Below are 12549 nucleotides of genomic sequence, written 5' to 3'. Positions count from 1 at the left end.
AAGATAATTTGTTGCATCACGCTGACCAAATAACGTTATGGTGAACTCTGGAATAGTTGATTGGTGGGATAAGTACATTGATGATAAAAAAGGGCTGCTTCATACATGAAGCAGCCCTTTTTTATTCTTTATTCTAGAACGAGCGTACGACATGATCTGTCGGTCTTACTCCGGCTTCCCTTGAGTTACCCCATGAACGTATGTCTGCCAAGGGGTATCCAGTGCCCCTTGCCCAGGATTATAGGTAAAGAAGTACTCGATGGTATCCCCCTGCTTCAGGTTATGGACAGGATAGGTGTAATTGCTATTCCCCGCAGATGTCATGGCTACGTTCAATTGCACGCCGTTATTCACCTTATAGTGTAAATCGGCAAAGGTTGCGCCATTGACGTAGAACACCAATTCATCGCCGGTTTTCTTCAAGCCTTTTACCTCATCGCCGATGACGATAACGGTCGAAGGAGGAGGTACGACGGTGATCGTGGCGCTGGATGCTTTGTTGCCGTCGGCGGTCATTGCCGTAACGGTGGTTGTCCCCGGAACAAGTCCGGTCACGAGGCCGCTCTGATTCACGGAAGCGATGCCGCTATTGGAGACAGACCATGTTACCTGAGTATTTGTTGCATTGGATGGAGAAACGCTGGCATTCAATTGCGTGGTCTGACCTACTTCCACCTGTGAGGCGGCCGGATTCACTGTGACGCCGGTAACCGGTATGTTTCCAGGATTCTGGCTATTTCCTTCTTTATACACACGTACATAATCCACCTGCATCGTTGCTGGAATATCGGACGGATCCGGGGTCCGTCCGCCGTCAAAGTTTCCGCCGACCGCCAGATTCATAATAAGGTAGAACGACTGATCGAAAGGCGCGTTTGGATTGTTCGGCGCTGCCGCGGAATACCATTGATCCCGGGTCACTTTAAAGAAGAACTTGCCGTCCACATACCATTTGATGTCATCCTCTTCCCAGACGACCGAATATACATGATAGTCGCTCGCGATGGTTTGCCCTTGAGGGAAATGATACTCGCTCGAGAGATACTGGTTTGCCGGCCACGTTCCGCCAAAATGTACGGTGCCGCTCGTAGCGCCAGGCAAGCGTCCCCTGGCTTCCATGACGTCGATTTCGCCGGATGAGGCCCACGTGCCATATATATTATCTTTCGGAAGCATCCAAAGCGCAGGCCAGATCCCGTTGCCTGTTGGTAGCTTGGCACGGAAATCCACCCGGCCGTACTTGAATGAAAAATGATCTTTGGTATTGATCTTGCCGGAGGAATACTGGGCATTTCGGTTCGGATCTTGCGGAAACGATTTGGGCTCGTTCAAGGCTCTGATAGTTAACTTTCCATCCTGAACAAACACATTTTGCGCATGATCCGTATAATATTCCAGTTCCGCATTGCCCCAACCCCAGGTATTGGGATCGTCATTGAGATAATATCCTTGTTCATAGCTCCATTTGCTTTGATCAAGCTGCGTTCCGTTAAATTCATCCTGCCATATGAGATTCATGCCGTTAATGGCAGGGTCGCTTGGTGTTCCAACAAGAATATCCTCCTGATCGCTGACATCCGGGCGGGGAGCATTCGGATTGCCGATGAAGGTATACGTGACGTAATTGCTGCCGATATTGCCGCCGGATTGCCCATTCAGCGGATAGCCGATGCGAATCTGCATATCCACTTGGATCGGCTGAAACCACAGGCCATAGATATAATCGGACCAATATCCCCACTGATTGGCATTGGACATGTTATTATAGCCGTTCGAAGCATACATGAATCCGCTTTGGCTCGAATTGTCCAGATCGACCCAGCTGCCGTTGATCTTGATCTGGTATATGAAATTGCCAAGCTCCGTTCCGATCGGCGCACCGCCGTCAATTTTCGGAAGCGGGATGCCGATGGCGCCGCTCTCGTTGGCTGTATAGGTCGTACCGTCATAAGGCGTCAGCACAAACGAATTTCTTGCAGGTTTATCAAAGGTGATGGTATATACGAGGTTTGCCGAAGATGTCTTCGATTGTAATTTGACGTTGATCGACTCGGTCACGTTGAACCAGTAGCCTCCGCCGCCATCGGTGAATTGACCGAAGTTTTGATCATAAATCCAGCCGCTTGCTGCATTGTTATCGATATCGATCCATTCGCTTGTATTGACAGGTTTCACATATACCTTCAAATCATCCGCAACAGCTGCATAGGTTATGGCAGGATCATTGTTGAAAGTAGGGTAGGTGAAGCCGGCACCGCCTGTTAAACTCGCCGTAATTTGCGGACCTTGCGTCGGCGTCATCGCGGTGATGGTTGTTTTGTTGATGTTCTGAAAAACAAGTTGGTATTCCAGTTTAACCCCATTTGCTTTGGAGTACAGCTGAATCTCGGTTGTTGCAGAGAGCGTGAACCAATAGCCCGTAAAGCCGCCGTCATTCCAGTGACCCCAGTTCTGGTTATAGACAAAGCTTCCGACGCTGTCGATATCGACCCAGTTGCCGTTTACTTTCACATTGACGCCCAAGTCTTGGACAACATCATTCCAGGTGGCAGAGCCTCCGTTGAAAACAGGCATCACAAACCCATAACTGGCCTGGCCAACCCCTGATTTTGTGATGACAGGCCCATCTGCAGCCGAAAAGTAAGACATCGAGGAGATGGTGGATCCAGCTGCGGCCTGTACCTTCAAAGTAGGCCACAGGCCGGGACCAGTCAGCAGCAAGAGCACCAGCAACAAACTCCATGTCTTTTTCCTAAACATCCTTTTCGTCGTAAAAAAAAGCTTCATTTTTTCCCTCCCTGAAAAATATTGGTACTTCCAGAATTAGCAGCACAACAAGAAAGCGCTTACGAAAGGAAGTATCTTCATTTTATCGAATACCTTATGCGGATGAATAGGCGCTATATTTTGGGTTTTGTCTCATTTTTTCGGGTTCAGATCATTATTTTTTTGAAACGGTCTTGGAATATCCGGGCGCTCAAATCACGTGTCTCCCGATCAGCTTGTGCTGGTTTGATTTCACTCCAAGCCCCCTCAATTCGAGATATCTTTTTGAAGAATTTAATACGCTAGATACATGTATATAAGGAATATACATGTATCTAATTTAGGGGAAAATCAACAAAAGTATATCGATGTCATGAGAAGTCTCTTCTGAATCTATGAAAATGGCCTTTATGATAAACAGTAATCCAAACAAAAGGGGGGGCTATAATTGACTATTGATTATGGAGATTGAAGGCTGCGAAACAAGGAACGTACGGTCGCTTTGGAATGCGATGTACCGTAATCATGGATTTTGCAAGGAGAGCGTTTATTGCCATTTCACTTAACGAAATGAGGATAGAACATGAACTCTGGACAGCCTTTGAAACCGGGAATCTCTATGTTTTCAGCACTTGTACTGTTATTCACGATTGTTTTTTCGTCGTATCCGCCAGCAGCTGTTGCCGAAGAAAGCGTCAATGAACCCTCTCCGTTTGCTATAGAGGAACCGACAGCCGATGAACAAACGGAAATGCAGCAAACAGTTGTTGACGCCACGTATTCTGAAACCGCTTTATCTGAAGCGGGAAAAGAAAACTATGCTTTAAAAAAGCCGGTTAAAGTCTCTGGCAACGAAGTAGACTACGGATTATTCCCCGAATATGCCGTAGACGGGAACATGGGCACGCGCTGGTCATCGGCAAAGACGGACGACCAGTGGTTCGTCGTGGATTTAGGGGAAACGAAGGATATCGGCCAGGTGGTGATTCATTGGCAAACACCAGCCAAATCGTATCAAATCTACACATCTATCGACGGCGAACAATGGAATAATATCAAGGACGATGATAGTTTGATCGATTGCAGCGGGGGAAAAGACGTTCTTGATTTTCCAAGCAGACCGGCGAGATTCGTAAAATTCCAAGGGGTGGAACGAGCTCCGGTCGAAGGCATCTATTATGGTTATTCCTTTTATGAGTTTCAAGTGTTTGAGGAGGATCATATCGCGAAAATCATCCAGGGCATCACCGGTCTTGAGCCGATTGCCGAAGGACAAACCAAGCTTACACTGCCCGAGGTTCCCGCCGGGTACCGCGTATCCGTCTATGGCAGCGATGCGCTGCCTGTGATCGATAAAGATGCCGTCATACATCCTCCGTTAGTGGATCGCAAGGTCCATGTCATACTGCAGGTGCAGAATGAAGCGAAATCGGAAGAGAAAGGCATAACGGCCTCTTTCGAAGTGACGGTACCCGGAATCTATTCGCCCGGGACAGAGCAGAATCCGGAGCCAAGAGTCATTCCATCGCTGCGGGAATGGGTTGGAGATACCGGACAGTTCACGCTGACACCTGCTTCAAACATCGTAGTTAATGATGCGGCCTTACAGACGACAGCGGACATACTTAAAGAGGATTTGAAGGATGTCAGCGGTTTGGATCTGGAGACCCGTCAAGGCTCTCCGTCGAATGGGGATCTCTATCTAACCCTTGATCCTTCCCTAAACTATCTGGGAGCCGAAGGATACGTGCTGGATATAAATGATTACGCTTCCATAGCGGCCCCGACCGAAAAAGGAGTCCTCTGGGGAACGCGCTCCGTTCTTCAGATTCTGAAGCAGGACGCCGGGCATGATCAACTGCCGAAAGGGTTATCGCATGATTATCCCAAATACGAGACCCGGGGGCTCATGATCGACGTGGCACGGAAGTTTTACACGATTGATTTTTTACGCAAATACGTCAAAATGCTGTCCTGGTACAAAATGACGGATTTGCAAATTCATTTGAATGACGATGTAGGAGCACCTTTTCCGGATGGTAAACGTTCCGCCTTCCGTCTGGAGAGCGATCGGTACCCAGGCCTAACGAGTCAGGACGGTTACTATACGAAGGAGGAATTCCGCGATTTGCAGCGACTGGGCCGCAAATACGGCATCAACATTATTCCCGAGATCGATACGCCGGGCCATTCTCGTGCTTTCACCACCTATGACCCATCGCTTGGCAAGGACAGCTTCCTGGACATTACGAAGCCGGCCGCCACCGAATTCATCACGAATCTGTTCGATGAATACATTGATGGATACGGCAGCGACAAGGAGCCTACGTTCCTGGGACCGGATGTGCATGTCGGAACGGATGAATATGCAGGCGGATCGAACGAGGATTTTCGCAAGTACATGGATACGTTGATTCAGCATATCAACGACAAGGGAAAGCATCCCTACGTTTGGGGTGGGCTCAAACAATTTGCCGGCACGACGCCGGTCAGCAACCAAGCTACCATGGCGGTATGGTATGAACCCTATGAAGGACCGCAGCAGGCGATGGACGAAGGATACGATATCATCAACACGGATACCAACTATATGTATCTTGTACCGAGGCTCTATCGGGATTACCTGGATACGCCGCTGTTGTATCGGGAATGGGAGCCCGTTAAATGGCTAGGCGTCACCTTGCCGTACGGTCTTCCGCAGCTGAAAGGCGGCATGTTCGCCTTATGGAACGATATTTCTTATGCCTCAGGCATATCGATGGACGATTCCCATGCGAGGATGCTCCCGGCCATGCAGGTGCTTTCCGAAAAAATGTGGCAGGGGGCTCGTGACGGAGCCGATTATAACGCATTCATGAAAGCGGCCTCGACCATCGGGGATGCGCCCAATACCGATCTGTCGCACCGCATCGACGTTGATAATCCGGATGGAAACGTCATCAACTACACTTTCGAGGACGGATTTCAAGATGTTTCGGGTAATCACATGGATGGAGCAGCGACGAATGTAACGCTGGAAGAAGGTAAATACGGTAAAGGAGCCGCATTTCACGGTGGCCAAAGCTATATTCAAACGCCGCTGAACCCGCTGTGGTTCGGCTGGACGGTATCGATGTGGATCAAGCCGGATGCGGATAACCCGGATGATGCCGTGTTGATGGAATCTCCTAACGGCACGATTAAGCTAAAGCAGGGGAAGACCGGGAAGCTGGGTTTCTCGAAAGAAGGATACGACAGCGTTTTTCAATATGAGGTCCCTGTTAACCGCTGGACGCATATTCTGTTGACCGGCAACCAAATCGGTGTGTCGCTCTACGTGAACGGAAACGAGTACATGGAAAAGCTTGGACAGCCGGTACCGCTGATCCAAACGCTGGTGCTGCCTGCTGGAAAAATCGGAAGCGACACGAATGCATTTAAGGGCATGATCGACAATTTCCAGATTTACAACCGCTACACGCCGCTGCTGGATGTCAATAATTTCTCGCTTCAAGCCAAGGCGGAATCATCTCCTCTGGAAGCGGATGTATTGACGCCGGATAAAGCGATCGATGGCAATCTTTCGACCCGCTGGTCCAGCGCGTACGATGACGCTTCCTGGATGATCATCGATCTCGGACAGTCCCGGAAAATCAATAAAATCAATATTGCCTGGGAGACCCAGGCGGAAAAGTTCAAGCTCCTTGTTTCCGAGGATAAACAATCCTGGACTAACGTGAAACCAAACGACGAGATTCTCCGGTCCAATGGGAAACTGGATACGATCGATTTCGATCCGATCGAAGCCAGATACGTGAAATTTCAAGGCGTGGAGCGGCGTCCCGTAGGCGATACCAAGTATGGCTATTCGATTTATGAGCTGGAAGTGTACGGGGATGATTTAATGGTTTCCTATAATGAAACGATTCGTCTGGCAGAACTATTGCTCGCTTCGGGTAAGGGCGATCCTGCCCTCCGCAGTCAGTTGCTTGCCATGCTGGATCGCTATCCTTATCAATTCGAGGCTGTCGCCGAGACGCTGAAAGACCTGGTATCCCGGTTAAAAGCTTCAATCGAGGAAAAACCGACCGATCCTGGAGCAGCTAACGGAGGCACGGCCAGCAGCGGTGGAGGAGGGAACGCCGGAGGAGGAGGGACTTCTGCAAACGTAGACGAAGCAGAAATCTCACTGAACCCCGGTAAGCCCGGTATATTAACATTAGGCGACCGGGTCACCATTCAGATTCCGACGGATGCAGTGAAGACACCGGCGCGCTTGCATATTCGAAAGCTGGAGAATACCGAACCCGTTATGAAAGACAAAGCTGGAGCCATCAGTCCTGCATACGAACTGACGTTAACTCCAGGCGGCAGTTTCGAAAAAGCAGTCCGCATGTCGATATCCTTCGACAGTAGTAACCTTAAAGCGAATCAGAAGGCATCCATTTTCTTCTATGACCCTTCATCCAAGAAGTGGATCGAAGTCGGGGGGACGGCATCCGCAAGCATTATCCAAGCGGACGTTATGAAGACAGGCATCTATGCGGTCTTTGCGGTAGGGACTGAGGCTCCCCAGCCGGTATCAGGTACGTTCACCGACACGGCTCGCCATTGGGCTTCGGACGATATCGTGAAAGCCGTTCAGCTTGGGATCGTTACCGGTTATCCGGACGGCATGTTCCGGCCTGACGGGAAAGTGACGCGGGCTGAATTTGCAGCCATGGTGGCCAGAGCACTTAAGCTGCAGGGAAGCGGCAGCATTGTTACGTTTAAGGATGCGGTTTCAATCGGAGATTGGGCACGAATGCCCATCGCGCAAGCGGTAGAGGCCGGTATCGTTAACGGCTACGAAGACGGGACGTTCAGACCAAACGCCTTCATTCAGCGCGATGAGATGGTTACGATGGTTGCGCGCGCATTGAAGCTGGAATCGATCGAGGGTGGCAAAGCCAAAACGGCATTTGCCGATGACGCATCCATTCCCGCTTGGGCAAAAAACGCAATCCAGGCTGCAGCCTTGGAAGGATTGATCCAAGGCCGGAGCGGCAACCTGTTCGACGCAGACGAAACGGCTACCCGAGCGGAGGCGGTGACGATTATGCTAAAAGCCGCTGACTACAAGTCACGTTAAATTACGTCATAGAATGACAAGGCTGCCGATGTTTCGGCAGCCTTGTTTTAATGAAGAGTGAGGCTTCTTGCAGAGTATGTCAACTGGATATGGATATAGAACTACATTTACCCAGTATAATTAGCTCAAAGCTCGATATGCTGGGACTTTTCAATTGTAAGTTTTGGTTGTTAGCCGAAAAAGGTAAGACCATATATCGGTAAAAAAGCTGGGCCGCACATAACTCGGATTATAGACTTCTTTCTAACAAGGTCCCAACTTGTTTGGCTATGACTTGAGGTGAATAGGGCATTCCATTTCGGATCCACCATTCAATGACCCCTACATAAGCAGTCCCGGCATACTGCAGCATCACATCATCGATTAAATCCGTATTTTTACCGCTTTCTTGGTCAATCTCACCTTTGAAGCCTTCCATGAAAGAAGCAAGCAGCCGTGTTCTAAAAGATGAAGGGGCACCTTTAGATGCTAACATGGTTGAAAAAAGCAAATAATTTCTCTCGAAATATTCGAAATATGGAACTAGAGCTTCGACCCATTCCAACTCGCATGCCCATGTATCCATCTCCCTTAATTCGTTAATCTGATTCTCCATGATTTGATCCAATAAATCATATTTGTCCTGATAATGAAGATATATCGTACCTCGATTTACGTTTGCTTGGTCCGCAATGTCTTGAATGGTAATATCATCGAAATTTTTAACTGCCATCAGTTCAATGACGGCTTTTTTCAAGGATTCTTGCGTTTTTAGAATTCTCCGATCCACTTTTGCCATCCTGTCTTTCCCCCTGAGCTTTCCAAAATAATGAACATTTTTCATGAGGTTGTTGATATTTGAACAAATCGCGCTTTTTTAACCATTGAACTTCGGCTTCTTTTTTTATAATAATAGACACAAGTTGATTAAACAACTTAATTTGATTATTCACTTTCTGTGGATTATCACAATTGCCGTACCGGGAATATCATTTTTAGAAAAGAGGGTTGCACATATGACAGTTCATAAAAAGAGTGTGAATCAATATAGATACGGTTCGCGGCATGAGTGATTGCCCATCTATTCCCACCTGATTATTTTCTAAATAAGGACTTGCTGATAAAAACGGAATTATCTGGAGGTTAAACATGATTAATGCTAATGCACGTGCTGTGTTCGGTCCGGAAGGTCCGTTTGAATTAACCACAATTGAGCGTAGGGATCTTAGGCCGCATGATGTCCTCATTGAGACCAAGTACGCGGGTATTTGTCACTCTGACATCCATACCGCTCGCGGGGATTGGGGACCGGTCCAATATCCTCTCGTTCCAGGACATGAGATCGCCGGCATTGTCTCCCAGGTTGGTTCGGATGTCGCAAAGTATAAAGTTGGTGACCGAGTAGGGGTCGGCTGCATGGTTGATTCCTGCGGAGAGTGCGAAAGCTGCCGCCGAGGAGAGGAGCAGTATTGTCTTCATGGACATACGGGTACCTATGCAGCTATCGACAGACATGGACAATATACACAGGGTGGTTATTCCACCCACATCGTCGTAACGGAAGATTTCGTGGTTCGAATTCCCGACGGCATTGATCTCGATGTCGCCGCACCGCTTTTATGTGCTGGGATCACAACCTACTCGCCGCTGCGCCATTGGGGTGCTGCTCCCGGCAAAAGAATAGCGGTAGTTGGACTTGGAGGACTCGGACACATGGCTGTGAAGCTCGCTCATGCCATGGGAACAGAAATAACGGTTTTATCTCAAACCTTGAAGAAGAAAGAAGACGGTTTGAAATTAGGCGCGGATCATTATTATGCGACCAGCGATCCGGAGACATTCAATAAGCTAGCCGGTACGTTTGATCTCATCGTGAATACGGTGAGCGCCAGAATCGATTTGAATGCATACTTATCACTGCTGGCAGTGGACGGTACGTTGGTTAACGTAGGTGCACCGCCGGAAGCATTACCTGTTCAAGTATTCTCTCTTATCCCGCATCGTCGGTCGTTTGCTGGATCGGCAATCGGCGGTATTCAAGAAACACAGGAAATGCTTGATTTCTGCGCTGAACACCAAATCACACCTGAGATCGAGGTTATCTCCGCTGAACAGATTGATGAGGCTTGGGAACGCGTACTTGCTTCGAATGTCCGGTATCGATTTGTCATCGACATCAGCACGATGGGGAATGAATAAAGATTCATTGCAGCCAAAAAATATCAAGGGGCACGCCGAGTGGTGTGCCCCTTGATTGGATGGGAGTCCGGATTATTGGAGATGGAGTAAACATTAGTTTACAGAAAACATTTAATCAGTCATAGGAGTTAAAGGAATGAACGATAAGAATAAAAAAAACCTCTCGGTTTTGCCCTAATATTGGCAACATTTTCGGCGTTGGGGCCATTTACCGTCGATATGTACCTTGCATCACTTCCGCAGATCGCTGCTTTTTTTGGAACAAGCGCATCTGCGGTTCAAGCGAGTTTAACCACTAGCCTGTTAGGATTAGGGTTAGGACAGTTGATCATGGGGCCTTTAAGCGACATTTATGGAAGACGTCCGCCTTTATTGATTTCGATGATCATATATATTCTTTCTTCGATTGGATGCGCTTTTGCACCAAGCATCCAATGGTTCATATGTTTAAGGCTAATTCAAGGGGTGGCTGCGTCCGCCGGACTCGTCATTTCGAGAGCTATTGTTCGAGATCGGTTTAGCGGGGTCGAAATGACGAAGTTTATATCGCTGCTAACGATGATAAGCAATGTGGCACCGTTAATTTCCCCTACGGCCGGAAGTGCGGTCATGTCTTATAGCTCATGGATAGGTATATTTATATTTTTGGGGGTGCTTGGCATAGCATTAACCGGGATAACCCTATGGGGGCTAAAGGAAAGCTTACCTGTAATGCAGCGTGTACCGAGCAGTACCATTTCGCTGATGAGAAATTATAACAGCTTGTTCCGAAAGCGCTCGTTTATGGGGTATGCTCTCGTCAATGGCATTTTGTTCGCAGGTGTTTTTGCCTATGTTGCGGGTACCCCATTTATCTATCAAACCATATACGGCGTTTCGCCGCAAATGTTTTCGATCCTCTTTGCGCTCAACGGCCTTGCTATTATTTTGGGATCTCAATTCGTCAAACTTCTTGCAGGCCGGGTAACGGAAAGCCGACTATTTTTGATCGGATTAATAATAGCGTTTATATCTTCTGCTGCGACCTTATTTATAGTATTGGTACAAGGAGCATTATCAGCCATGTTTGTTTCGATCTTCTTATTCGCTTTATCCATTGGTATCATTGGACCCATCTCTTTTACATTAGCAATGGAGTCGCAGGGGCATATTGCAGGAAGCGCTTCTGCCGTGCTCGGTACATTACAGTTTGCGTTAGGTGCCGTTACGTCTCCGCTTGTGGGTATTGCAGGCGACAATTCTGCTATACCATTTGGGATTGTTATATTTTCGACCAGTTTACTATCAGTCATTGCTTATATCGTTCTGATTAAAGAAAAAAATGATCCGGCATTAAGATCATAAAAGAGCCACTCCTTTTTAAGAAGTGGCTTACTTTTTAGGGATGTAAGTTCTTTCGTATATGCCCCTTTTTAAGGATTCTCGTAGTTTCGTAACGGCATACCTACATATTCTTTGAAGGAACGGATCCGCTCTTCCTCGAACGTAAAGACGATTACAAGCTCATTGCTAAAATTCCGTCCATTCAACACACCTTCCGAGCGAAATAGAACCATCCCGTTATCTTCATTTTCAATTGCGATAACCGGAGTCAGCTGCATTTGAAATAGGGAGCGCTCAAACCTGATTAAATCTTCGAACCGCTCTTTCCCTTGCTGTTCATGATCCCAGCCCTCTAACGGAAGCGGAACGAAGAAATGAAAATCTTCCGTAACCAGCTTAAGAAATTCCTCGGTAGATCCCTTTTCTAAAGCCAGCTTAAACGCCTCAAAACCTTCGCTTGTTCGGGAAGTGATAGAACCTTTGGATTGTTTCATCATAGATTCCTCCTTATATTTAAGAGTTGCTTTAAAATATTGAGTTTCGATCGCCGAGATGCCTTTTCTACTCAATCTTTGGTTAGCGCGACAGAACCCTTTAGTTGGCTCGTTATCGTTCCAAGGTGGATGGCTTCATGAATGATAGCGAAATTAAACAACTCACCGGCGGTGTTGAATTGAAACGGACCCATGGCATAAGGAGTAGAAAGCTTTACTTCTAGCATCTCGGGTGTCAGCTCAGTCATTCTGAGAAGCTGCGCGGCTAAGATTCCGAGCATCTCTTTCTTCGATGGAGGAGTAGAGGACCAGTCCGAGGGCTTGGTCCCAGAGTTAAATAGCGTCTCATACGTATCCGGAATGACAGATGGAGAAGCGAAGCTCAAGGTAGAATATTGATCCATCCAATAAATGATATGACCGACATTCCAACGGATTGTATTGTTAAAACCTGCAATTTGAACGTCGAATAATTCCTCGGGGGTAGCCTGCACCTGTTGCTGTGTTATTTGACGTAAAACCTTTGCCGTATTGATAACCATTTCAGACATGTTCATTTCCTCCTTTGTTATAAGAAACGCTTGATATGTTCCCAGTATAGATTGCATGGAATATACCATCAATGCAGTGGGCGTTACCGGAACGTTAAGTAGAAGTTAATGAATATTTATTGACAGG

Annotated in this window: 7 protein-coding genes; 3 read left to right on the top strand and 4 right to left on the bottom strand. The window is 47.5% G+C overall.

The annotated features are described in order from the left end of the window. Positions 1-165 precede the first annotated feature (165 nt). Positions 166-2787 (bottom strand): family 16 glycosylhydrolase, encoded by a 2622-nt coding sequence (locus tag KJS65_RS07865; RefSeq protein ID WP_213649320.1) that lies wholly within the window; start codon positions 2785-2787, stop codon positions 166-168. A gap of 562 nt (positions 2788-3349) precedes the next feature. On the opposite strand from KJS65_RS07865, the gene KJS65_RS07860 reads away from it, so the two are divergent. Continuing rightward, the gene (locus KJS65_RS07860) at positions 3350-7876 is read left to right on the top strand and encodes a discoidin domain-containing protein (protein ID WP_213649319.1); all 4527 of its coding nucleotides are present in this window, start codon (positions 3350-3352) and stop codon (positions 7874-7876) included. A 229-nt stretch (positions 7877-8105) separates the two neighbouring features. On the opposite strand, the gene KJS65_RS07855 is transcribed toward KJS65_RS07860, so the two are convergent. Beyond that, the gene (locus KJS65_RS07855; RefSeq protein WP_213649318.1) at positions 8106-8654 is read right to left on the bottom strand and encodes a TetR/AcrR family transcriptional regulator; all 549 of its coding nucleotides are present in this window, start codon (positions 8652-8654) and stop codon (positions 8106-8108) included. A gap of 350 nt (positions 8655-9004) precedes the next feature. Here KJS65_RS07855 and KJS65_RS07850 point away from each other — a divergent pair, with 350 nt between their 5' ends. Then, a complete protein-coding gene (locus tag KJS65_RS07850) occupies positions 9005-10054 on the top strand; it encodes an NAD(P)-dependent alcohol dehydrogenase (protein WP_213649317.1) in 1050 nt (349 codons plus the stop codon). Between the two features lie 177 nt (positions 10055-10231). Continuing rightward, a complete protein-coding gene (locus tag KJS65_RS07845; RefSeq protein ID WP_213650695.1) occupies positions 10232-11398 on the top strand; it encodes a multidrug effflux MFS transporter in 1167 nt (388 codons plus the stop codon). Between the two features lie 68 nt (positions 11399-11466). On the opposite strand, the gene KJS65_RS07840 is transcribed toward KJS65_RS07845, so the two are convergent. Continuing rightward, entirely contained in the window at positions 11467-11871 is a 405-nt protein-coding gene (locus tag KJS65_RS07840) for a nuclear transport factor 2 family protein (protein WP_213650694.1), read from the bottom strand. Between the two features lie 71 nt (positions 11872-11942). Beyond that, positions 11943-12422 carry a DinB family protein gene (locus tag KJS65_RS07835; RefSeq protein WP_213649316.1) on the bottom strand — a complete coding sequence of 160 codons (480 nt, stop codon included), beginning with the start codon at positions 12420-12422 and terminating at the stop codon, positions 11943-11945. Positions 12423-12549: the final 127 nt, after the last annotated feature.

The organism is Paenibacillus sp. J23TS9 (assembly GCF_018403225.1).
In the GTDB taxonomy this organism is placed as follows: domain Bacteria; phylum Bacillota; class Bacilli; order Paenibacillales; family Paenibacillaceae; genus Paenibacillus_AQ.
This window is presented reverse-complemented; position numbering and strand designations above follow the sequence as displayed.

Bases quoted from the DNA above. Each gene is read 5' to 3' on its own strand.
- KJS65_RS07865 (WP_213649320.1), bottom strand. From the start codon at position 2,787: ATGAAGCTTTTTTTTACGACGAAAAGGATGTTTAGGAAAAAGACATGG.
- KJS65_RS07860 (WP_213649319.1), top strand. From the start codon at position 3,350: ATGAACTCTGGACAGCCTTTGAAACCGGGAATCTCTATGTTTTCAGCA.
- KJS65_RS07855 (WP_213649318.1), bottom strand. From the start codon at position 8,654: ATGGCAAAAGTGGATCGGAGAATTCTAAAAACGCAAGAATCCTTGAAA.
- KJS65_RS07850 (WP_213649317.1), top strand. From the start codon at position 9,005: ATGATTAATGCTAATGCACGTGCTGTGTTCGGTCCGGAAGGTCCGTTT.
- KJS65_RS07840 (WP_213650694.1), bottom strand. From the start codon at position 11,871: ATGAAACAATCCAAAGGTTCTATCACTTCCCGAACAAGCGAAGGTTTT.
- KJS65_RS07835 (WP_213649316.1), bottom strand. From the start codon at position 12,422: ATGTCTGAAATGGTTATCAATACGGCAAAGGTTTTACGTCAAATAACA.